The organism is Citrobacter sp. Cf118 (assembly GCF_030334095.1).
GTDB lineage: Bacteria > Pseudomonadota > Gammaproteobacteria > Enterobacterales > Enterobacteriaceae > Citrobacter > Citrobacter freundii.
In genome coordinates, this window is record NZ_JAOWES010000079.1 from 13107 (window position 1) to 37345 (window position 24239).

Genomic DNA, 24239 nt, shown 5'->3' on the forward strand with positions numbered 1-24239 from the left:
TGTATTATGATCCGCGGACAAGATCTATCGAGCAGCGGACACATTATCGGGAGCATTGACGATTCATTTATGGAAACTCTGGCGCAAAAACAGTGGAACTCCTTCCCGGATAACTCCATGACCGAACTGCCGCAGGACGTATTCTTTCGCTCTTATGTCCTGGAAGCCAACCACCATGTACCACAGCATTCACACTCTTTTATGCAGTTTCATTTCGCCCGCAAAGGCAGCATGCGCATTGATGTTGCCGGTAAGTGCTGGATAATCCCGGCGCATTATGGCATCTGGATCCCAAATAATACTGAGCATGCGGTTTGGGCATTGGATGATGTGTATTTAGAAAATCTGGATATTAAACCGGGCTTTCTTGAAGAGAACATCAATGAATGCAAAGTTGTGGCTATCAGTGATTTCGCCAGAGAGTTTATTCATTACGCCACGAATTCAATTTCAGGTCATTATGATAGCCAGTCAAAAGAGGGCAAACTGGTTAGCGTACTGGTCGATATTATTCTGCAACTCCCGGAAGTCGCCTTTGTATTACCCTGGCCGCAGGATCGCGAATTAACCAAAGTATGCCGAACCATACAAGAATCCCCCGCCCTGGAGCATTCAGTTGAATACTGGGCGCATCATCTGGGTATGTCTGCCCGTACCTTTTCACGCCATTTCAAAAAAGAAACCGGGTTGCCTTTCAGCGTCTGGAAGCAAAAAATGCGTATTCTGGAATCCGTATTAATGCTGAAAAAAAATAAAAGCGTGACCGCCGTGGCGCTCGACGTAGGATATTCAAGCACCGCGGCATTTAGCTATGCCTTCCGCCAGGCGTTTGGCGTTCCGCCATCTAATTATTAATCTGCCGCTTTACGCTGATGCCAGTAGGCTGCCGCACGCACCCGTTGAGGGTCAAACGCCTCGGTTTCAAAGCGAGCACTCAGGTTTTTTACCACCTTGCCTTCGCCAGTGATCCAGACGTAATAATCATCTGCGGGCACAGTTAGTCGCGATAAGCATTCATTCACCGCCTGCGCGTCATGGCCGATAAACCACTCAATAGTAAACCCGTCGAGATGGGCAAGATAATCCTGGTACGCCGCATCCTGCACGCTGACCAGCGCCGTGACGTTTGGACGTACCGCTAAACGGCTGAGCGACTCCAGGCGTCGGCGTAGCGCGGGCATTCCCGACTCATCGCACACATAAACCTGATACGCATAATCCTCTGGCACCACCAAAGAACCGCGCGGCCCGCCGATTGTCAGCTTGTCGCCCTCGCGGGCATTCATCGCCCATGTACTCGCCACGCCGCCATCATGAATATAGAAATCCAGCGCCAGCTCATGGCGCGCTTCGTCATACAACGGCGTGTAGTCACGGGAAAGCGGACGCACACCGTCAGCCCAGACAATGCCTTCATCGGTGACGACAGGCGGCACAAAGTGGCTGCCCGGTTCAGGGAAAAAGACCTTGGTATGGTCGTCAAAGCCGTGTGAGCTAAAACCGTCCAGAGCGTCACCGCCCAGTACAATGCGCTGAAAGCCCGCGCTAATACGCTCTACGCGCAGGACGGTAAGTTCCCTAAAACGCAGTTCATTGCGAACGCGCTGCGGGTAGCGTGAGGTGTTTTTTGTCATGTTTTCGCCTTCGTGAAAATAATAAGATATATCTAAATTCATTTTTAAATGATAATGATTGCTAATCAAGAAGATTGCAAGCACTTTTTTGATATAGTTACCGTCTGATTAAACAGCTATCAAAAACCAATAAAAACACTAAATAATCATAAACTTAAACAACATATAATTTGTAGACTTGCAAAATAATAGTTTTTAGATATAAATTAGATATATCTAAACAACATCAGGAGACGATGATGCAAAACCATCATGAAGGTTGCTGCAAAAATACAGAGCACCAACACGAAGGCTGCTGCAAGGGTGAAGGACATCACCACGAAGGCCGCCACAACGAGCACCATGCAGGTTGCTGCAAAGGTGAAGAACATCGCCATGAAGGCTGTAACAAAGATCACCACCACGAGCACGGCTGCGGGCACCGCCACGGTCGCGGCGGCGGTGGCCGTCGCCAACGCTTCTTCGGTCACGGAGAATTACGCCTGGTGATTCTGGATATCTTGACCCGCGACGCCAGCCACGGCTATGAGCTGATAAAAGCGATTGAAACCCTGACTCAGGGTAACTATACCCCGAGCCCGGGCGTTATCTATCCGACGTTGGATTTCTTGCAGGATCAGGCACTGATCACCGTCAGCGACGAGGAAGGTGGGCGTAAACAGATTGCGATCACGACTCAGGGCCAGCAATGGCTGGATGAAAACCGTGAGCATCTGGAACATATCCACGAACGGATCAAAGCCCGCTGCGTGGGTTTTGAATTACGCAAAAATCCACAGATGAAACGCGCGCTGGAAAACTTCAAAGCCGTGTTGGATCTACGCGTTAATCATGGTGATACCAGCGATGCGCAGATCAAAAAAATCATCGGTATTATCGATCGCGCTGCGCTGGATATTACTCAGCTGGATTAATCTGCACAGCAGGCGGAACCCGTTTGCCCGACGTTCCGCCTGTATTATTAGTATTAATGCAGCACCGTGACCGCATCTTCCAGACGACCCGCGCGATGCTTCACCATTGCGGAAATCTGCGCACTCTCTTCAACCAGTTCGGCGTTTTTCTGCGTAATGTTGCTCAGCTCATTCACCGCGCGGGTCAGGCTGGAAAGACCATCCGACTGTTCCAGCGTTGAGTGGCTGATTTGGGCGATCAGCTGAGTGACGTTTTGCACCTGCGCCACAATATCGTCCATCGTGCGTCCTGCGGCGTGAACCTGGTCGGATCCGGACTGCACTTTGTCGGCGCTGGCATCAATCAGCTTGCGGATATCATTGGCCGCACTGGCGCTGCGGCTGGCAAGATGACGCACTTCTCCCGCCACCACGGCGAACCCTTTCCCCTGCTCGCCCGCCCGCGCGGCTTCAACAGCAGCGTTCAAAGCCAGAATGTTGGTCTGGAAGGCAATATCGTTAATCAACGTGGTAATGGTGCCGATCCGCTGGGTGCTGTTGGCGATATCGTCCATGGTTTTGATGACGGTATCCATCGCCTCACCGCCGTGCGTTGCCGCGCTGCTGGCGGCAATAGAGAGCTTATCAGCCGCCGCGGCGGTCTCTGAGTTTTGTTTTACCGATGCCGCCATCTGATTCATGGTGGTCACCGTTTCCTGCACGTTCTCAACGGTCTGCTGCGTATGCTTATTTAAATCATCGCTACCTTTTGCCAGCGTTTCGCTGTCGCTGCGCACGCAACTCACCTGGCTGGAGACGTCATGAATAAGCCAGCGACACATTAATCCCAGTTGGCCCACTGCTCGCAGCATCAGTCCCAGTTCATCGCTGCGGTTAAGATGCGACACGCTGTTCCGCTCACCGGTCGCCACTTTCAGCGCCTGACGGGTGACATTCTCAATAGGACGCACAATCTGCCATTCGAAAATAGCCGTTCCTAAAAGCATCACCAATGCACTCATCAACAGTAACGGCCATTCGGCCCCCATTTGCTGCAATGCGACCGCTAGCAGGACAAACATGAATGCCATCACGCTGCGTACCCGCCAGCGAATCGGCATCGCCGGCAGTTTACCCAGCCAGCCTTTGCGTACCACCAACCCCTTATGGATACGCCGGTTGCAACGTCCTTCGTTCAGCGCTTTATATAAAGGCTCTACCGCTGCAATTTCCTCGTCAGTTGCCCGGGTACGAATCGACATATACCCGGTCACGCGTCCTTCCCGCACCATCGGCACCGCATTGGCCCTCACCCAGTAGTGATCGCCATTCTTACGCCGGTTTTTCACAATCCCGCTCCATGGCTCGCCCTGCTTCAGGGTGTACCACATATCCGCAAACGCCGCTTTTGGCATGTCCGGATGACGAACCAGATTGTGCGGCTTTTCAAGCAACTCATTCAGTTGATAGCCGCTGATCTGAACGAAGGTGTCGTTCGCATGGGTGATATAGCTTTGCAAATCGGTGGTCGACATGAGGGTGATATCATCATCCAGCGGTGTATTTTGCTGACTAACGTAGGGATGAGAAGACATGATTGCGTCCTGTGCAGGTTATCTGGTTGTTAACTCTTTCGGCTTATGTTATTTCGGCGATAATTTTTTTATCTTTAGTTGTTAAATTTGATTTAGATCGCAATTTGCGATTAAACCTCAAAAACTGTACGCATTCTAATCCATTGATTTAAAATACTTTCATCCAGTAACTATTCAATATCACTTCTACCAGCGCACTGTCACAGTGCAAATATCGCCCATTTTTAGAGCAAATTTGCGTTTATTCGATCTGTTTTCAGGCTCCTGGCTTGGGCAAAATGCCAGCAAATGTTAAACAATGGCATTAAATGTTGCGTAAATGAGATGTTTCCTGGTGTTTATCCCGATTTTTGCTAAGCGCGCCGGAATGGCGCAATCCCTGCAATACTTAAATCAGTATCATGTGATACGCGAGCTCCGGGAGCATATTTTGAACAGGTTACCTTCCAGCGCATCGGCCCTGGCCTGCAGCGCACACGCACTGAATCTCATCGAAAAGCGCACGCTTGATCATGAGGAAATGAAATCGTTAAACCGAGAGGTGATTGAGTACTTCAAGGAGCATGTCAATCCGGGGTTCTTAGAGTATCGAAAATCTGTAACTGCAGGCGGGGATTACGGAGCCGTAGAGTGGCAAGCGGGAAGCCTCAATACGCTTGTCGACACCCAGGGGCAGGAGTTCGTCGATTGCCTGGGTGGTTTTGGAATTTTCAACGTGGGGCACCGTAATCCAGTCGTGGTTTCCGCCGTACAGAATCAACTCGCGAAACAACCTCTGCACAGCCAGGAGTTACTTGACCCTCTGCGGGCCATGCTGGCAAAAACTCTCGCCGCACTGGCGCCCGGTAAACTGAAATACAGTTTCTTCTGTAACAGCGGGACCGAGTCGGTTGAAGCCGCCCTGAAGCTGGCGAAAGCGTATCAATCACCGCGCGGTAAATTTACGTTTATTGCCACCAGCGGCGCATTCCACGGTAAATCACTTGGCGCGCTGTCCGCCACAGCTAAATCTACCTTCCGCAAACCCTTTATGCCGCTGCTGCCGGGCTTCCGTCATGTGCCGTTTGGCGATGTTAACGCGATGCGCACCATGCTCAGCGAGTGTAAAAAGACCGGTGACGATGTCGCAGCCGTGATCCTCGAACCCATCCAGGGTGAAGGGGGGGTGATCCTGCCGCCACAAGGCTATTTAACCGCTGTTCGTAAACTTTGCGATGAGTTCGGCGCACTGATGATCCTTGACGAAGTGCAGACCGGGATGGGGCGTACCGGCAAGATGTTCGCCTGTGAGCACGAAAATGTGCAACCCGACATTATGTGTCTGGCCAAAGCGTTGGGCGGCGGCGTAATGCCCATTGGCGCAACCATTGCCACCGAAGAGGTGTTCTCCGTCCTGTTCGACAATCCTTTCCTGCATACCACCACGTTTGGTGGCAACCCGCTCGCTTGTGCGGCTGCGCTGGCCACCATTAACGTCCTGCTGGAGCAAAATTTACCGGCTCAGGCGGAGCAGAAAGGCGATATGTTGCTGGATGGTTTCCGTCAGCTTGCGCGGGAATACCCGGACCTGGTACATGATGTACGCGGCAAAGGCATGCTGATGGCGATTGAGTTTGTCGATAATGAAATCGGCTATAACTTTGCCAGTGAGATGTTCCGCCAGCGGGTGCTGGTCGCTGGGACGCTGAACAATGCCAAGACGATCCGCATCGAACCGCCGCTAACGTTAACGATCGAGCAATGCGATCTGGTGTTGCGATCAACACGCAAAGCCCTGGCAGCATTACGGGTGAGCGTGGAGCAGATGTAACAGATGTCTGTCCGGCCTGCGTGAGCAAACGTAGGCCGGATAAGGCGTAGCCGCCATCCGGCATCAGCACAATTTAAACAATCCGCACGCCTGCAGGCATCACCCGTTCTGGCGTTAACAGCACGCTTTCGCTGCCATCGTCCGTCTCAGCGCACAGCAGCATACACTCCGATGTTTCACCGCGCATTTTGGCCTTTTGCAGATTGCACAGCACCACCACCGTTTTCCCCATCAGCTCCTCTTCGCTGTAATAAGGCACCAGGCTGGTCACGGTTTGCAGCGTTCGCTCTCCCACATCAACCTGTACGATATACAGCTTATCGGCATTGTCATGGCGCTTAACCTGTGCGATTTTTCCAACACGTATTTCCATGCGGGCAAAATCAGCAAATGCGACAGTATCCATTGTTTTCTCCTTTGGTAAAATTTTACTAAATACTAGCAAACTATTTTCCGGGCATTGTTCTCAAAAGCGGGGAAATGACGTATCCATCACACTCTGCAAGCCCAGTTTTACCCCGAGCATGTCAATTAAACGTGCTTTTTTTACTGAAAACAGATGAATAGATAAGCACTTCATTTACAATGCGCAGGTAACTCAGGGAAAAGGCAAACATGGCAACACTTAAAGACATCGCAATCGAAGCTGGCGTGTCCCTGGCGACAGTGTCCCGGGTTTTAAACGATGACCCCACGCTGAATGTAAAAGAAGAGACCAAGCATCGCATTCTGGAGATCGCGGAAAAGCTGGAGTACAAAACCAGCAGCGCCCGTAAGAACCAGACCAGCGCACTCGGCCCCCAGCATATTCTGGCGCTCTACAGCTATCAGCAGGATTTGGAAATCAACGATCCTTACTATCTCGCGATCCGCCATGGGATTGAAACCCAGTGCGAGAAGCTGGGGATTGAACTGACCAACTGCTATGAGCACAGTGGGTTGCCGGAGAGCAAAAACATTACCGGCATTCTTATTGTCGGCAAGCCTTCTCCTGCGCTGCGCGAGGCGGCAACAGCGCTTACCGACAACATCTGCTTTATCGATTTTCATGAATCCGGCAGCGAATATGACGCTGTCGATATCGATCTGGCCCGCATCAGTAAAGAGAGCATCGACTACTTCATCGCCCAGGGCGTGACCCGCATTGGCTTCATCGGCGGCGAAGATCAGCCTGGCAAGGCTGATATCCGCGAAGCCGCGTTTGTCGAATACGGTCGCCTGCAGCAGGTCGTTTCAGAACAAGATATTTATCGCGGTGGCTTCTCCAGTTCATCAGGCTATGAACTGGCCAAAAAAATGCTGGCGAAAGCCGACTATCCCAGCGCCCTGTTTGTAGCTTCTGACTCGATTGCTATTGGCGTTCTGCGCGCCATTCACGAGCGTGGACTGAACATTCCGCAGGATATTTCGCTGATTAGCGTTAATGATATCCCGACGGCGCGCTTCACCTTTCCTCCGCTTTCCACCGTACGCATCCATTCAGAAATGATGGGCAGTCAGGGCGTCAACCTGCTGTTTGAGAAAGCCCGCGACGGACGTGCACTTCCCCTGCTGGTTTTTGTTCCCAGCAAGCTGAAACTGCGCGGCACCACCCGCTAAAATCCCCCGTTAATCCGTCCGGTTTCTGCTGAAGCCGGGCGCGCATTGTCATGCATTTTTTTCTGCGCCCGAATTATTTTCGTGATCCAGTTAAAGTAAATCACCTCACTCGCTATATTTTAGTAAAACTTTTACTAAAATCACCATCAATTACACTTACTCACCATTAAAATGAATGGTTCCGATTTTTCTCCACCGGGAGGCCTTATGAATCGCTGGGAAAACATTCAGCTCACCCACGAAAATCGACTGGCGCCACGCGCATATTTTTTCTCTTACGACTCCGTTGCGCAGGCTCGCTCGTTTGCCCGCGAAACCAGCAGCCTCTTTCAGTTGCTGAGCGGTCAGTGGAATTTCCAGTTCTTTGAGCATCCGCTGCAGGTGCCGGAAGCCTTTGCGTCGCAGTTTATGAGCGACTGGGGCAACATCACCGTCCCCGGTATGTGGCAGATGGAAGGGCACGGCAAGCTGCAGTATACCGACGAAGGTTTTCCTTTCCCGATTGATGTCCCCTACGTGCCGACCAATAACCCCACCGGAGCCTACCAGCGTATTTTCTCTCTCAGCGAAGGCTGGCAGGGCAAACAGACGCTGATTAAATTTGATGGCGTAGAAACCTACTTCGAAGTTTACGTGAATGGTCAGTACGTTGGCTTCAGCAAAGGCAGTCGCCTGACGGCCGAGTTTGATATCAGCGCGGTGGTGAAAACCGGTGACAACCTGCTGTGCGTTCGCGTCATGCAATGGGCTGATTCCACCTACGTTGAAGACCAGGATATGTGGTGGTCGGCGGGAATTTTCCGCGACGTCTATCTGGTCGGCAAACAGGCGACCCATATCCAGGATTTTACCGTTCGTACCGATTTCGATGATGACTATCGCGATGCCACCCTCTCCTGCGACATCGTGCTGGAAAACATCGCCTCCACGCCAACGATGGCATCGCTCGAATACACTTTGTTTGATGGTGAGCAGGCGCTGCATAGCGGTGTGATTAACGCTCTGACGGTGGATAAACAAACGCATACCGCTTTTAATTTCAAGGTCAGCGCGCCGCAGCAGTGGTCGGCGGAATCGCCGTATCTCTATCATCTGGTGATGACCCTGAAAGATGCCAGCGGCAACATCCTTGAGGTTGTGCCGCAGCGCGTCGGATTCCGCGATATCAACGTTCGCAACGGTCTGTTTTACATCAATAACCGCTATGTCATGCTGCATGGCGTCAACCGTCATGATAACGATCATCTCAAGGGTCGCGCGGTCGGTATGGATCGCGTAGAAAAAGATCTGCTGTTAATGAAGCAGCACAACATCAACTCCGTACGCACCGCCCATTACCCGAACGATCCACGTTTCTATGAATTGTGCGATATCTACGGTTTGTTCGTCATGGCCGAAACCGACGTTGAATCTCACGGCTTCGCTAATATCGGCGATATCAGCCGGATCACCGACGATCCGCTGTGGGAAAATGTCTACGTTGAGCGCATCGTACGCCACGTCCACGCGCAGAAAAACCACCCGTCGATCGTCATCTGGTCGCTCGGCAATGAATCCGGCTACGGCTGTAATATTCGCGCCATGTACCACGCGGCAAAAGCGCTGGATGACACGCGTCTGATCCACTACGAAGAAGATCGTGACGCCGAAGTGGTGGATATCATTTCCACCATGTACACCCGCGTACCGTTGATGAATGAGTTTGGTGAATACCCGCATCCTAAACCGCGCATCATCTGCGAATATGCTCACGCAATGGGCAACGGCCCCGGCGGGCTAACGGAATATCAGAACGTCTTCTATCAGCATGATTGCATTCAGGGACACTATGTCTGGGAGTGGTGCGATCATGGGATTCAGGCCAAAGATAACGACGGTAACGTCTGGTACAACTATGGCGGTGACTACGGCGACTACCCGAACAACTACAACTTCTGCCTTGATGGCCTGATTTATTCCGATCAAACCCCAGGCCCGGGTCTGCAAGAGTACAAGCAGGTAATTGCACCAGTGAAAGTGCGCGCGCAGGATCTGGCTCGCGGCGAGCTGCGGGTAGAAAACAAACTCTGGTTCACCACGCTTGACGACTACACCTTGCATATTGAGGTTCGCGCCGAAGGAGATACGCTCTCTGCTCAGCAGATAAAACTGCGCGACGTTCCTCCCAACAGCGATACGCTGCTGCAATGCACGCTGCCGGAGCTGGATGCGCGCGAGACGTTCCTCAACGTCACCGTGACGAAAGATTCCCGCACGTTATACAGCGAAGCCGGGCATCACATCGCGACTTATCAGTTCCCGCTGAAAGCCAGAACGGCGACTGCCGTACCGTTCAGTCTGCAAAACGCCACCCCTTTGACGCTGGAAGAGAACCGCCAGAGCTGCACCGTTCGCGGTTATAACTTCCATCTGACGTTCTCAAAGCTGACCGGTAAACCCATTAGCTGGAACGTCAATGGTGAAGAGCTGATTACCCGCGAGCCGAAGATTAATTTCTTCAAACCAACCATAGATAACCACAAGCAAGAGTTCGAAGGCCTCTGGCAGCCAAATCATATACAGATAATGCAGGAGCATCTGCGCGACTTTACCTTTGAGCAAACCGAAGATGCGCTGCTCATCACCAGCCAAACGATTATCGCCCCGCCGGTATTTGATTTCGGTATGCGCTGCACCTATCGCTGGCGGATTGCCGCAGACGGTCAGTTGAATGTGGAGCTTTCCGGCCAGCCTTACGGCGAGTACCGGGACATTATTCCGTGCATCGGCTTCACGATGGGCATCAGCGGTGATTTGGGACAGGTGGCCTGGTACGGACGTGGTCCTGGTGAAAACTATGCCGATAGTCAGCAGGCCAACATCATCGACATTTGGCGCAGCAGCGTGGATGAGATGTTCGAGAATTATCCGTTCCCGCAAAACAACGGCAATCGTCAGGACGTGCGTTGGGCAACGCTAACCAATCGTCACGGTAACGGTTTGCTAGTGATTCCGCAGCGCCCTGTCAACCTGAGCGCCTGGCGCTATACGCCAGAAAATATCTTTGCCGCACAGCACTGTAATGAGCTGCAGCACAGCGATGACATCACCCTTAATCTGGACCATCAGCTACTGGGCTTAGGTTCTAACTCGTGGGGAAGCGAGGTACTTGATTCCTGGCGCGTCTGGTTTACGTCATTCAGCTACGGCTTCACGTTGTTGCCGGTTTCCGGCAGTGAGTCTGGCGCTCAAACCACCGCCAACCGTGCCTTTGGCACCGGGTTCTTTTCCACGAATATGCACAGCGAGAATACAAAATGAGGATCATCGACAACTTAGAGCAGTTCCAGCAACGCTATGCTTCGGGTCGGAAATGGCAACGCTGCGTCGAGGCCATTGAAAATATTGACAATATTCAGCCAGGCGTCGCTCACTCTATCGGTGATTCTCTGAGCTACCGCGTAGAGACAGACTCTGCAACCGATGCGCTGTTTACCGGTCATCGTCGTTATTTTGAGATCCATTACTACCTGCAAGGACAGCAAAAAATAGAGTATGCCGCCAAAGAGGATCTCCAGGTGGTTGAATATTATCGCGATGAAACCGACCGCGAATATTTGAAAGGCTGCGGAAAAACCGTAGAAGTGCACGAAGGACAAATGGTTATTTGTGACAACCATGAAGCCTATCGTTTTATCTGTAATAGCGTAGTGAAGAAAGTCGTACTCAAAGTCACCATCGAAGATGGTTATTTTCATAATAAATAAAAAACACAGGCGGCGCCGACGTTGCGCCGCCAGTACCCTATAATAATCAGGAATCGGAGATGTGCTATGTCTGATACCAAACGTAATACCATCGGCAAGTTCGGCTTACTTTCACTCACCTTTGCCGCGGTTTATAGTTTTAATAACGTTATCAACAATAATATTGAGCTTGGTCTGGCATCCGCACCGATGTTTTTCCTCGCGACAATTTTCTACTTTATTCCATTCTGCTTAATCATCGCCGAATTTGTTTCGCTGAATAAAAACTCCGAAGCCGGTGTCTACGCATGGGTGAAAAGCTCGCTGGGCGGGCGCTGGGCCTTTATTACCGCCTACACCTACTGGTTCGTTAACCTGTTCTTTTTTACCTCGTTACTCCCGCGCGTTATCGCCTATGCCTCGTACGCATTTTTAGGCTACGAATACATTCTGACGCCGTTCGCCACAACCGTGTTAAGTATGGTGCTGTTTGCCTTCTCGACCTGGGTTTCGACCAACGGTGCAAAAATGCTGGGGCCGATTACCTCCGTCACCTCCACGTTAATGCTGCTGCTGACGCTGTCCTACATTTTACTGGCGGGTACTGCGTTGGTGGGCGGCGTGCAGCCTGCTGACCCCATCACCGTTGATGCAATGATCCCGAATTTTAACTGGGCGTTCCTCGGTATTACCACCTGGATATTCATGGCGGCAGGCGGCGCGGAGTCCGTGGCGGTATATGTCAACGACGTCAAGGGCGGGTCAAAATCGTTCGTGAAGGTCATTATCATTGCCGGGATTTTTATCGGCGTGCTTTATTCCATCTCCTCGGTGCTGATCAATGTCTTCGTCAGCAGCAAAGAGCTGAAGTTTACCGGTGGATCGGTGCAGGTATTCCACGGTCTGGCGGCATACTTTGGTCTGCCGGAACTCATCGTTAACCGCTTTGTCGGCCTGGTCTCCTTTACCGCGATGTTCGGCTCTCTGCTGATGTGGACCGCAACGCCGGTGAAGATCTTCTTCTCTGAAATTCCGGCGGGTATTTTCGGTAAAAAAACCGTCGAACTGAATGAAAACGGCGTACCGGCCCGCGCAGCGTGGATCCAGTTTCTGATCGTTATCCCGCTGATGATTATCCCAACGCTCGGTTCCAATACCGTGCAAGACTTAATGAACACCATCATCAACATGACCGCCGCCGCATCGATGCTGCCGCCGCTGTTTATTATGCTGGCCTACCTGAATCTGCGCGCAAAACTGGACCACTTACCGCGCGACTTCCGTATGGGTTCGCAAAAAACCGGCATTATTGTGGTATCAATGCTGATCGTCCTGTTCACTATCGGATTTATTGCCTCTACCTTCCCGAGCGGCGGAAATATCATAACCATTATTTTCTATAACGTCGGTGGGATTGTTATTTTCCTCGGTTTTGCCTGGTGGAAATACAGTAAATACATCAAAGGGCTAACTAAAGAAGAAAAAGCTATTGAGGCTGCTCCCGCTTCAAATATCAATTAATGACTAAAACATAATAACAATAAACAATATTCTCCAAGGCTATAACCAAAATAATTCGAGTTGCATGAAGGCGGCAAGTGAGTGAATTCCCAGGAGCATAGATAACTATGTGACTGGGGTGAACGAACGTAGCTAACGCACATGCAGCTTGAAGTATGAAGGGTATATAACAATAAAAATTATATTTTATTTGCTTAGGATCGAAGCATGAATAACATTAGCCATTATTGCAGGGCAATTATTGCCCTGCCCTTTTTCTGCGTCTCTTCTGTGGGTGCAGAAGAAGTTCGCCCTGCTGAACACGACGATACGAAAACACCTGCCATAACCTCCCCCTCTTTTCGTTTTTATGGCGAATTGGGCATGGGTGGATATATGGATTTAGAAGGAAAAGATAAGCATAAATACAGCGACGGTACTTACATTGAAGGTGGCCTGGAGATAAAACACGGTTCATGGTTTGGTCTGATCTACGGCGAGGGCTGGACCGTACAGGCCGACCATCAAGGCAATGCCTGGGTTCCTGACCATAGCTGGGGCGGATTCGAAGGCGGGATCAACCGCTTTTACGGTGGTTACCGTACCGATGCAGGAACAGAGGTGATGCTCAGCCTGCGCCAGGACTCCTCGCTGGATGACCTGCAGTGGTGGGGGGATTTCACGCCAGACCTGGGCTACGTTATTCCGAATACCCGAGACATCATGACCGCCATTAAGGTGCAAAACCTGACCGGCCCTTTGCGCTATAGCGTGACCGCTACACCCGCCGGACATCACGATGAAAGCAAAGCCTGGTTGCACTTTGGTAAATACGATCGCTACGACGATAAATATACCTATCCGGCCATGATGAACGGTTACATCCAGTACGACCTGACTGAAGGCGTAACCTGGATGAACGGTCTGGAGATAACGGACGGTACTGGACAGCTGTTCCTGACCGGCATCCTCTCGCCCAACTTCGCCGCCCGCGCGTGGCACCACACGGGTCGCGCCGACGGGCTGGATGTATCCGGCACCGAGACCGGCTATATGGTCAGCGCGATGTATGAAGCGCTAAAAGGCGTTTACCTCTCCACCGCATATAGCTACGCCAAACACCGACCGGATCGCGCCGAGGAAGAAACCACGTCCTTTATGCAGTTCGGTATCTGGTATGAATACGGCGGCGGACGTTTCGCTACCGCCTTCGACAGCCGGTTCTATATGCAGAATGCATCTGGTGACCCGAGCGACCAAATCTTCCTGATGCAATATTTCTATTGGTAACAAGGACCGGAACCCATGAATATCAAACCTCTTCTTACGCCGCTGGCCTGCCTCCTGCTGATGAACGTCTCTGCGCATGCCGCCAGCGTTAATGACTTCAAAAACATCATTAATCGCACCGGTGCGCCGGACTACATGCATGACTACGATCACGACGACCACCAGCGTTTTAATCCCTTTTTCGACCTCGGCTCATGGCACGGGCATCTGTTGCCAGATGGCCCCGCAACAATGGGCGGCTTTCCTGGCGTCGCACTGCTGACCGAAGAGTACATCAACTTTATGGCCAATAATTTTGACCGGCTGACGGTGTATCAGCACGGTAAAAAGGTCGATTTTGCCCTCGAGGCTTACAGCATTCCCGGGGCGCTGGTACAGAAATTGTCATCAAAAGATGTACAGGTAGAGATGACGCTACGCTTCGCCAGTCCGCGCACTTCGCTGCTGGAAACCAAAATCACCAGCAACTCGCCGCTGGATCTGGTGTGGGACGGCGAACTGCTGGAAAAACTGGAGGCAAAAGAGGGAAAAGCCCTGTCGGATAAAACCATTGATGGCGAGTTCCCTGGCTATCAGCGCAAAATCACCGCCACGCACGACGGCCTGAAAGTCACCTTCGGCAAGGTGCGTTCAACCTGGGATCTGCTCACCTCCGGCGAGTCGGAGTATCAGGTGCATAAATCTGTCGCCATGAAAACCACGGTTAATGGTCATCGCTTCACGGGGAAGACCCATATCAACGGTTCGACGACGATTTACACCACCTGGTCTCATCTGCTTACCGCCGAAGATGTGGCAAAAGAGCAACCGCAGATCCGCGATATTCTGGCGCGTCCTTCTTCTTACATGCTCGCCTCGCAGCAGCGCTGGGACGACTATCTCAAGAAAGGCTTAAACAACCCGGACGCCACGCCAGAACAAACCCGAGTGGCGGTGAAGGCGATCGAAACGCTGAACGGTAACTGGCGATCGCCGGGCGGCGCGGTAAAACACAATACCGTGACACCGTCGGTTACCGGCCGTTGGTTCTCCGGCAACCAGACCTGGCCGTGGGATACCTGGAAGCAGGCCTTCGCCATGGCGCACTTTAACCCGGAGATCGCCAAAGAGAACATTCGCGCCGTCTTTTCATGGCAGATTAAACCCGGCGATCCCGTTCGCCCGCAGGACGCCGGATTCATTCCCGACCTGATTGCCTGGAACCTTAGCCCCGAGCGCGGCGGCGACGGCGGCAACTGGAACGAGCGTAACACCAAGCCAAGCCTGGCTGCCTGGTCGGTAATGGAAGTCTACAACGTCACCAAGGATAAGGCCTGGCTCGAAGAGATGTATCCAAAGCTGGTTGCATATCACGACTGGTGGCTGCGAAACCGCGATCATAACGGCAACGGCGTACCGGAATACGGCGCGACCCGCGATAAAGCCCACAATACCGACAGCGGTGAAATGCTGTTTACGGTGAAAAATGGCGACAAGGAAGAAACCCTTTCCGGACTGAAAAACTACGCCAACATCACCAGTAAAGGCCAGTATGACAGCCTCGAGATCCCAGCACAGGTTGCTGCTTCCTGGGAATCCGGGCGTGACGATGCGGCAGTCTTTGGTTTTATCGACAAAGAGCAACTGGATAAATACGTCGCTAACGGAGGGAAACGCAGCGACTGGGTGGTGAAATTTGCCGAAAACCGCAGTAACGACGGTAAGTTGCTGGGTTACTCGCTGCTGCAGGAATCGGTCGATCAGGCCAGCTATATGTACAGCGACAACCATTATCTGGCGGAGATGGCGACCCTGCTCGGTAAACACAAAGAAGCGCAGCGCTACCGCCAGTTGGCGCAAAAACTGGCGGATTACATCAATACCTGCATGTTCGACCCAGACACCCGATTCTTCTATGACGTGAGGATCGAAGATACCCCGTTGACCAACGGCTGTGCGGGTAAACCAATCGTCGAACGTGGCAAAGGGCCGGAAGGCTGGTCGCCGCTGTTTAACGGGGCGGCAACGCAGCCCCATGCGGATGCGGTAGTTAAGGTGATGCTCGCTCCCAACGAGTTCAACACCTTTGTCCCACTTGGTACTGCAGCTCTGACCAACCCCGCCTTCGGCGCGGATATATACTGGCGCGGGCGCGTCTGGGTGGATCAGTTCTGGTTTGGGCTAAAAGGGATGGAGCGTTATGGCTATCGCGATGACGCGTTAAAACTGGCGGATACCTTCTTCAGCCACGCCAAAGGCCTCACCGCAGATGGTCCGATTCAGGAAAACTATAACCCATTGACCGGTGCACAGCAGGGCGCGCCGAACTTCTCCTGGAGCGCGGCACATCTTTATATGCTGTATAACGATTTTCTAAAACAGCAGTAATCGTCGATTGGCTCTCCTGAAAAGGAGAGCCTCTTTTTTGAATCCCATCACAATCACGGCATTCCCCTTTTCCCTTTTACGCGGCGACGGCTAAATTAGAACTCATCCGACCACATAACAATAATTTTACATACTGGACACCTTTATGAGCTATCCGTCGCTGTTCGCCCCGCTCGATTTAGGCTTCACCACGCTTAAAAACCGCGTGCTGATGGGTTCAATGCATACCGGGCTGGAGGAGTATCCCGACGGTGCAGAACGGCTGGCCGCGTTCTACGCCGAGCGCGCTCGTCACGGGGTCGCGTTAATTGTGAGCGGAGGCATTGCGCCTGCGCTTTCCGGCGTGGGGATGGAAGGCGGCGCGATGCTCAACGACAGCAGCCAGCTTGCACACCATCGCGTCATTACCGATGCCGTGCATGACGAAGGCGGTAAAATCGCCCTGCAAATCCTGCACACCGGGCGTTACAGCTACCAGCCGCATCTGGTGGCCCCATCTGCTATTCAGGCCCCCATTAACCGCTTTACGCCACATGAGCTGACGCACGATGAAGTGCTGCAGTTGATTGAAGATTTTGCCCATTGCGCCCAACTGGCGCGGGAAGCGGGCTACGATGGCGTAGAAGTGATGGGGTCGGAAGGGTATCTCATCAACGAATTCCTGACTCTGCGTACCAACCAGCGCGATGACCAATGGGGCGGTGAGTATGCCAACCGCATGCGTTTTGCCGTTGAGGTGGTGCGAGCGGTACGTCAGCGTGCCGGTAATGACTTTATAATTTTATTCCGCCTGTCGATGCTCGATCTGGTAGAAAACGGCGGAACCTTCGACGAAACCGTCCAGCTGGCGCAGGCTATAGAAGCCGCCGGGGCCACCATTATTAACACCGGTATTGGCTGGCATGAGGCGCGTATTCCCACTATAGCTACCCCAGTACCGCGCGGCGCGTTTAGTTGGGTGACGCGTAAGCTGAAAGGGCATGTGACAATCCCACTGGTCACCACCAACCGCATTAACGATCCCCTGGTCGCCGATGACATTCTGGCCCGTGGCGATGCCGATATGGTGTCGATGGCCCGTCCGTTCCTCGCCGATGCCGAACTGCTGTCAAAAGCGCAAACCGGACGAGCGGATGAGATCAACACCTGTATCGGCTGTAACCAGGCCTGTCTGGATCAGATCTTTGTCGGCAAAGTCACCTCTTGCCTGGTGAATCCGCGCGCCTGCCATGAAACCAAAATGCCGATCGTTGCGGCAGCTGTGCCAAAGAATCTGGCGGTTGTCGGTGCGGGTCCTGCGGGCCTTGCCTTCGCCATTAATGCCGCCGCACGCGGACATCACGTCACGCTGTTTGACGCACATGGCGAGATTGGCGGGCAGTTTAATATCGCCAAACAGATCCCCGGCAAAGAAGAATTCTATGAAACCCTGCGCTACTACCGCCGGATGATCGACGTGACTGGCGTGAACCTGAAGCTGAATCATTTTGTCAGCGCACACGATCTGCACACTTTCGACGAAGTGATCCTTGCCAGCGGGATCGAGCCACGTATGCCGCCGATCGAGGGGATCGAACATCCAAAAGTGCTGAGCTATCTCGACGTTCTGCGCGATAAAACGCCAGTGGGCAAACGCGTAGCGATCGTTGGCTGCGGCGGGATTGGTTTCGATACAGCCATGTATCTGAGTCAACCCGGTGAAGCCACCAGCCAGAACATTGCGGAGTTCTGCGTGGAATGGGGGATCGACACCAGCCTGCAACAGCCTGGCGGCTTACGCCCGGAAGGTCCGCACTTATCCCGCAGCCCGCGCCAGATAGTGATGTTGCAGCGTAAAGCCAGCAAACCGGGGCAAGGTTTAGGTAAAACGACGGGCTGGATCCATCGCGCCACCCTGCTCTCACGCGGCGTGAAAATGATCCCGGCAGTCAGCTACCAGAAGATTGATGATGATGGGTTACACGTCGTGTTGAACGGCGAACCGGTGATCTTTAACGTGGATAACGTGGTGATTTGCGCCGGACAAGAGCCACGCCGTGAACTGGTCGATCCGCTGCACGCGGCAGGTAAAACGGTGCATCTGATCGGCGGCTGCGATGTGGCGATGGAACTGGATGCCCGACGCGCTATTGCGCAGGGGACCCGCTTAGCGCTGGAGATTTAACACGTTGTATCCCGTAGGTCGGATAAGGCAACTGCGCACATCTTTGCCTGATGGCGCTACGCTTATCAGGCCTACGATGCAGCTCGTGTAGGCCGGATAAGGCGTTAACCGCTATCCGGCACAAGGGCTTAACGACGGCGACCGGTTTTGACCGCTTTTAGCACCACGAATTTATTATTGGTGGCGATGGTTACGCAGTTGCCGAAAATCTTCTTCAACTTGTGGAAGTAGTCGAGGTGACGGTTAGCCACAATGTACAGCTCACCGTTGATTTTCAGGCAGCGGCGGGCGTGGTGGAACATCTCCCAGGCGATATTATCGGTCAGCGCATGCTTCTGGTGGAACGGAGGGTTGCAGAACACCGCGTTGAAGCGGAACGGTTCTACGCCGGAGAGCGCGTTATTAATCATAAATTCGCTGCGATCCAGCGCGTCCGGCAGGTTGGTTTCCACGTTCAGACGGCTGGAAGCGACCGCCATCGGTGATTCATCAACAAACACCACGCTGGCTTCTGGGTTCTTCGCCAGCAGCGTCATGCCCAGCACGCCGTTACCGCAGCCGAGATCGACAATCTCGCCTTCCAGGTTTTCCGGCAGATGTTCCATAAAGAAACGTGCGCCGATGTCCAGCCCGGTACGGGAGAAGACGTTGGCGTGGTTGTGGATGGTCCAGTCGGTGCCTTCCAGCTTCCAGCTCAGGGTCTGGGCGGTATCGGCCAGCGCCGGTTTGGTAAAGGTGCCGTTGATCAGGCGCGCCTTTTTCCATGCCAGCGTGGTGGTGGTTGGTCCCAGCACTTTCTCAAACAGCTCCAGCGTAGAGGTGTGGATATCACGCGCTTTTGCACCGGCGATGATACGCGTCTGCGGCGTTACCACTTCACGCAGGGCGCGCAGTTGCTGCTCCAGCAGCGCCATGGTTTTTGGCAGCTTAATCAGCACCACGCCCGGCGCCTGCGGATAGTCAGCGGTACTGTCGAGGAACTTGACGCTCGACTCGGCAATATCGTTGTGACGCAGGTTCTCACGTGTGGCAAGCTCGCTGAGATAGGAGTCGCCAATGCTGTACGGCGTATGTTCCGCCAGCGCACAGCCCAGCGCACCGAAGGTATCATTCAGGATCAGCACCGGGCCGCTAATTTCGGTATCGTCCAACTGTTGCAGCAGATATTCATCTGCAGCTTCCCACGCCAGCAGCGGGTTAACGTCATCCGTTTCCGGGAAACGTTTAAGTGACAGCGAACGGAAACCGTTGTCTATGTGGCTCATCGGCCCTCCTGAATGGTAAAATTTCGGCGTATCCCTGAAAAGGGTGCGTGAGTATACACTTTTTATACTTTATATGGGGCACTAATGAGTCAGTTGACCTATCTGCAAGGATATCCGGAGAATTTACTTTCTCAGGTGAGAACGCTGATTGCTGAGCAACGCCTGGGCGCAGTGCTGGAGAAGCGCTATCCGGGTACGCATGACTTCGCGACCGACAAAGCGCTCTGGCAATATACTCAGGATCTGAAAAATCAGTTTCTGCGTAACGCCCCGCCGCTGAATAAAGTCATGTATGACAGCAAGATCCACGTTCTGAAGAATGCGCTGGGACTGCATACCGCCGTATCTCGCGTGCAGGGCGGAAAGCTCAAGGCTAAAGCGGAGATCCGCGTGGCGACCGTTTTTCGCAATGCCCCCGAACCCTTTTTGCGTATGATTGTCGTTCATGAACTGGCGCATCTGAAAGAAAAAGAACACGACAAAGCGTTTTACCAGCTGTGCTGTCATATGGAGCCTCAGTATCACCAACTGGAGTTCGATACCCGCCTGTGGTTAACGCAACAATCGTTAAAGCAAACTGCGTAGTCGCGCACTGGCTTTGTCTTCAGGGCATGCTAAATTGACGAAAGAATCCCTTTTCGCAGCCTGAAGGCCTTTATGATACGTTTCGCAGTAATTGGCACAAACTGGATCACCCGCCAGTTTGTCGATGCCGCCCATGAAACCGGCAAGTATAAGTTAACCGCAGTCTATTCTCGTAGCCTTGAGCAGGCACAGACCTTCGCCAACGATTACCCCGTCGAGCATCTGTTTACTTCGCTGGAAGCGATGGCGCAAAGCGAGGCGATCGACGCCGTCTACATCGCCAGTCCAAACTCCCTGCACTTCCCGCAGACCGAGCTGTTTTTGCGGCACAAAAAGCATGTTATTTGCGAAAAGCCACTGGCCTCCAACCTGGCGCAAGCCGAAGCCGCTATCGCCTGCGCGCGTGAAAACCAGGTCGTGCTGTTTGAAGCGTTTAAAACCGCCAGCCTGCCTAACTTCCTGCTGTTACAGCAATCGCTCCCAAAAGTTGGAAAAATCAGGAAGGCATTTATCAATTACTGCCAGTACTCCTCGCGTTACCAGCGCTATCTGGATGGTGAGAATCCGAACACGTTTAATCCGGCGTTCTCCAATGGCTCGATTATGGATATCGGTTTTTACTGCCTGGCCTCGGCGGTTGCGCTGTGGGGCGAACCACAGAGCGTTCAGGCCAGCGCCAGCCTGCTGGAAAGCGGCGTGGATGCTCACGGTGTGGTGGTGCTGAATTACGGTGATTTCAGCGTTACGCTCCAGCACTCAAAAGTAAGCGACTCGGTATTAGCCAGTGAAATTCAGGGCGAGTCGGGATCGCTGGTCATCGAGCATATTTCCGAATGCCAAAAGGTGTGCTTCGTTCCACGCGGGGGGAAAACGCAGGATCTGACGACGCCTCAACACATCAATACTATGCTGTATGAGGCAGAGGCTTTTGCCCATTTGGTTGAATCCGGCGAAGTGGATCACCCGGCACTGGCCGTCAGCCGTATCACCGCTAAACTGCAAACGGAGATTCGCCGCCAGACCGGCGTGGTTTTCCCGGCAGACGAAACGGTAACCTCGCTGACTGCGTAAAAGTGTGTAAATGGAATGTTGCAGGCCATTGACTGAATGCATGGCCTGTAATATTTTGTAACCCGCAAAGGGGAGTAACTTCGTTGTCGGTTGATCGTCATTACGATGTGTGAAAAACCACATCCGGTCACCGGGCGATAACAAAGGAATACGCCATCGTATTCCTTTGTTGTTGTAAGTGAGACCTTGCCGAATGGCAAGGTCTATGCATAAAAAGCAGCGGCTAACGTCATTCGGCGTTGGCCGTTTTTTTTATGCATGGGGAAATACAATGAATACTGTCGGCACACCGTTGTTATGGGGTGGCTTCGCTGTCGTAGTGGTAATTATGCTGGCCATCGACCTGCTGTTGCAGGGTCGTCGTGGCGCACATACGATGTCGATGAAACAGGCTGCGGCCTGGTCAATCGTCTGGGTAACGCTGTCGCTACTGTTTAACGCCGCCTTCTGGTGGTACCTGGCGGAAACCCAGGGCCGCGCCGTTGCCGACCCACAGGCACTGGCGTTCCTGACCGGCTATCTGATCGAAAAATCGCTGGCAGTAGATAACGTCTTTGTCTGGTTGATGCTCTTCAGCTACTTCTCAGTGCCGCCTGCGTTGCAGCGCCGGGTATTGGTGTATGGCGTGCTGGGAGCAATTGTTCTGCGTACGATCATGATCTTCGCCGGCAGCTGGCTTATCACCCAGTTTGAGTGGCTGCTGTACGTGTTCGGCGCGTTCCTGCTGTTTACCGGCGTGAAGATGGCGCTGGCGAAAGAGGATGCCTCCGGTATCGGCGACAGACCGTTAGTACGCTGGCTGCGCGGCCATTTGCGCATGACCGATACCATCGAAGATGAAAAATTCTTCGTGCGTAAAAACGGTCTGCTGTTTGTCACGCCGCTGATGTTGGTGTTGATTCTGGTTGAGCTGAGCGACGTGATTTTCGCCGTCGACAGTATTCCGGCTATCTTTGCCGTTACCACCGACCCGTTCATCGTGCTGACCTCGAACCTGTTTGCTATTTTGGGGCTGCGTGCAATGTACTTCCTGCTGGCGGGCGTGGCGGAGCGTTTCTCGATGCTGAAGTACGGCTTGTCGGTTATTCTGGTGTTTATCGGTATTAAGATGCTGATCGTCGATTTCTACCATATCCCGATCGCTATCTCGTTAGGCGTGGTATTTGGCATTCTGTTTGTGACGCTGATTGTTAACGCATGGGTCAACCACCAGCACGATAAAAAGCAGCAAATACAGTAAGTTTCATCTGCTAGCTGAAAAGCCCGACAGCACACTGCGTGCGTCGGGCTTTTTGTCTATCATGTCAAAATAATGTTAACTCAAAGTTATAAAATATGATCTCAGCGCGGAATCCAGTATATTTCGCTTCCAGAACCCCGTTCTTTCCTTATACTCAGCCATGCAAACATTTGCCCCATCCTGAAAGATGCGTCAACAGAACGCACAAAGGTAAGGCAACAACACAATGAAAGGATCACTACATGACTACGCAACGTTCATCGGGGCTACTCTCGCGTTTGGCGCAAGGGAGCCTGGTTAAACAAATTTTGATCGGTTTGGTACTGGGGATTTTACTGGCACTGGTGTCAAAACCTGCGGCAGAAGCCGTTGGTTTACTGGGTACGCTGTTCGTCGGCGCATTAAAAGCTGTCGCGCCAATTCTGGTTCTGATGCTGGTCATGGCCTCTATCGCCAACCACCAGCACGGGCAAAAAACCAATATCCGCCCCATTCTGTTCCTTTACCTGCTCGGAACATTTTCAGCGGCATTAGCCGCCGTTGTCTTCAGCTTTGCTTTCCCATCAACACTGCATCTTTCCAGCAGCGCCAGCGATATTGTGCCACCGTCCGGCATCGTTGAAGTAATGCGTAGCCTGCTGATGAGCATGGTTTCTAACCCAATTGATGCCCTGCTTAACGCTAACTATATCGGTATTCTGGTCTGGGCCGTTGGTCTGGGCTTTGCACTGCGCCACGGTAATGAAACGACCAAAAATCTGGTCAATGATATGTCCAACGCCGTCACCTTTATGGTAAAGCTGGTGATTCGTTTCGCGCCAATCGGTATCTTTGGTCTGGTCTCATCCACGCTGGCAACCACCGGTTTCGCAACGCTTTGGGGCTACGCCCAACTGCTGACCGTACTGGTAGGCTGTATGCTGCTGGTGGCGTTTGTGGTCAACCCACTGCTGGTCTTCTGGAAAATTCGCCGTAACCCGTATCCGCTGGTGCTGGCCTGTCTGCGCGAAAGCGGCGTGTACGCTTTCTTTACCCGCAGTTCTGCCGCCAACATTCCGGTGAATATGGCGCTATGTGAGAAGCTGAATCTGGATCGTGATACCTACTCGGTATCTATCCCGCTGGGCGCCACCATCAATATGGCGGGTGCGGCGATCACCATTACCGTGCTGACGCTGGCGGCGGTGAACACGCTGGGTATTCCGGTCGATTTACCGACGGCGCTGTTACTGAGCGTGGTGGCTTCGCTTTGCGCCTGTGGCGCATCTGGCGTGGCGGGTGGATCTCTGCTGCTGATCCCACTGGCGTGTAATATGTTCGGTATCCCGAATGATATCGCCATGCAGGTAGTTGCCGTCGGCTTTATCATCGGCGTATTGCAGGATTCCTGTGAAACGGCGCTGAACTCTTCTACAGATGTCTTGTTTACCGCGGCAGCCTGCCAGGCTGAAGACGAGCGTCTGGCAAACAACGCCCTGCGCGGCTAATCCCTGCGCCCCTC

18 protein-coding genes are annotated in these 24239 nt (G+C 52.8%); 14 read left to right on the plus strand and 4 right to left on the minus strand.

What is annotated here, in order from left to right; translation table 11 throughout:
• The first annotated feature begins 6 nt into the window (after nt 1–6).
• On the plus strand, nt 7–855 hold the full coding sequence (locus OGX67_RS08870; protein WP_032941143.1) for a helix-turn-helix domain-containing protein: 849 nt from the start codon (nt 7–9) through the stop codon (nt 853–855).
• Here the strand turns inward: OGX67_RS08870 and OGX67_RS08875 are convergent.
• A complete protein-coding gene (locus OGX67_RS08875; RefSeq protein WP_257651752.1) occupies nt 852–1634 on the minus strand; it encodes a siderophore-interacting protein in 783 nt (260 codons plus the stop codon). The genes OGX67_RS08870 and OGX67_RS08875 overlap by 4 nt on opposite strands.
• Nucleotides 1635–1870: 236 nt before the next feature.
• On the opposite strand from OGX67_RS08875, the gene OGX67_RS08880 reads away from it, so the two are divergent.
• Complete coding sequence (locus OGX67_RS08880; protein WP_162138602.1) at nt 1871–2548, plus strand: PadR family transcriptional regulator; 678 nt, start codon at nt 1871–1873, stop codon at nt 2546–2548.
• 53 nt (nt 2549–2601) lie between these two features.
• Here OGX67_RS08880 and OGX67_RS08885 read toward each other — a convergent pair whose 3' ends face one another.
• Nucleotides 2602–4122, minus strand: coding sequence for a methyl-accepting chemotaxis protein (locus tag OGX67_RS08885; protein ID WP_061548113.1), 1521 nt, complete (start codon nt 4120–4122; stop codon nt 2602–2604).
• Between the two features lie 430 nt (nt 4123–4552).
• Between OGX67_RS08885 and ygjG the strand changes: the two genes are divergently transcribed.
• The gene (gene ygjG, locus OGX67_RS08890; RefSeq protein WP_168150126.1) at nt 4553–5932 is read left to right on the plus strand and encodes a putrescine aminotransferase; all 1380 of its coding nucleotides are present in this window, start codon (nt 4553–4555) and stop codon (nt 5930–5932) included.
• Between the two features lie 73 nt (nt 5933–6005).
• Here the strand turns inward: ygjG and OGX67_RS08895 are convergent, their stop codons facing one another.
• Nucleotides 6006–6338 (minus strand): tRNA-binding protein, encoded by a 333-nt coding sequence (locus OGX67_RS08895; protein ID WP_003024768.1) that lies wholly within the window; start codon nt 6336–6338, stop codon nt 6006–6008.
• A 209-nt stretch (nt 6339–6547) separates the two neighbouring features.
• Here OGX67_RS08895 and ebgR point away from each other — a divergent pair, with 209 nt between their 5' ends.
• The 7 genes from ebgR (at nt 6548) to OGX67_RS08930 (ending at nt 18577) form a co-directional block, all read left to right on the plus strand.
• The gene (ebgR, locus tag OGX67_RS08900) at nt 6548–7531 is read left to right on the plus strand and encodes a transcriptional regulator EbgR (RefSeq protein WP_257651753.1); all 984 of its coding nucleotides are present in this window, start codon (nt 6548–6550) and stop codon (nt 7529–7531) included.
• 207 nt (nt 7532–7738) lie between these two features.
• Nucleotides 7739–10831: a beta-galactosidase subunit alpha gene (gene ebgA, locus OGX67_RS08905; protein WP_257651754.1), complete on the plus strand. Its 3093-nt coding sequence runs from the start codon at nt 7739–7741 to the stop codon at nt 10829–10831.
• Entirely contained in the window at nt 10828–11277 is a 450-nt protein-coding gene (locus OGX67_RS08910; protein ID WP_003024776.1) for a beta-galactosidase subunit beta, read from the plus strand. Before ebgA ends, OGX67_RS08910 begins: the two co-directional genes overlap by 4 nt.
• A gap of 66 nt (nt 11278–11343) precedes the next feature.
• On the plus strand, nt 11344–12777 hold the full coding sequence (locus OGX67_RS08915; RefSeq protein WP_003846220.1) for an amino acid permease: 1434 nt from the start codon (nt 11344–11346) through the stop codon (nt 12775–12777).
• A gap of 207 nt (nt 12778–12984) precedes the next feature.
• Nucleotides 12985–14046: a protein YgjJ gene (ygjJ, locus tag OGX67_RS08920; RefSeq protein ID WP_048232835.1), complete on the plus strand. Its 1062-nt coding sequence runs from the start codon at nt 12985–12987 to the stop codon at nt 14044–14046.
• 15 nt (nt 14047–14061) lie between these two features.
• Nucleotides 14062–16413, plus strand: a complete 2352-nt coding sequence (gene ygjK, locus OGX67_RS08925; RefSeq protein WP_268046456.1) for an alpha-glucosidase — start codon at nt 14062–14064, stop codon at nt 16411–16413.
• Nucleotides 16414–16558: 145 nt separating this feature from the next.
• On the plus strand, nt 16559–18577 hold the full coding sequence (locus OGX67_RS08930) for an oxidoreductase (RefSeq protein ID WP_257651756.1): 2019 nt from the start codon (nt 16559–16561) through the stop codon (nt 18575–18577).
• 128 nt (nt 18578–18705) lie between these two features.
• Here OGX67_RS08930 and rlmG read toward each other — a convergent pair whose 3' ends face one another.
• Nucleotides 18706–19842 (minus strand): 23S rRNA (guanine(1835)-N(2))-methyltransferase RlmG, encoded by a 1137-nt coding sequence (gene rlmG / locus OGX67_RS08935; protein WP_003024789.1) that lies wholly within the window; start codon nt 19840–19842, stop codon nt 18706–18708.
• An 84-nt stretch (nt 19843–19926) separates the two neighbouring features.
• Between rlmG and OGX67_RS08940 the strand changes: the two genes are divergently transcribed.
• The 4 genes from OGX67_RS08940 (at nt 19927) to sstT (ending at nt 24225) form a co-directional block, all read left to right on the plus strand.
• On the plus strand, nt 19927–20427 hold the full coding sequence (locus OGX67_RS08940) for a M48 metallopeptidase family protein (protein ID WP_044700945.1): 501 nt from the start codon (nt 19927–19929) through the stop codon (nt 20425–20427).
• Nucleotides 20428–20499: 72 nt separating this feature from the next.
• Nucleotides 20500–21498, plus strand: coding sequence for a Gfo/Idh/MocA family protein (locus tag OGX67_RS08945; protein ID WP_003846207.1), 999 nt, complete (start codon nt 20500–20502; stop codon nt 21496–21498).
• A gap of 271 nt (nt 21499–21769) precedes the next feature.
• Nucleotides 21770–22738, plus strand: a complete 969-nt coding sequence (locus OGX67_RS08950; protein WP_003828551.1) for a TerC family protein — start codon at nt 21770–21772, stop codon at nt 22736–22738.
• A 242-nt stretch (nt 22739–22980) separates the two neighbouring features.
• Nucleotides 22981–24225, plus strand: coding sequence for a serine/threonine transporter SstT (gene sstT / locus OGX67_RS08955; protein WP_032950278.1), 1245 nt, complete (start codon nt 22981–22983; stop codon nt 24223–24225).
• The last annotated feature ends 14 nt before the right edge of the window (nt 24226–24239 follow it).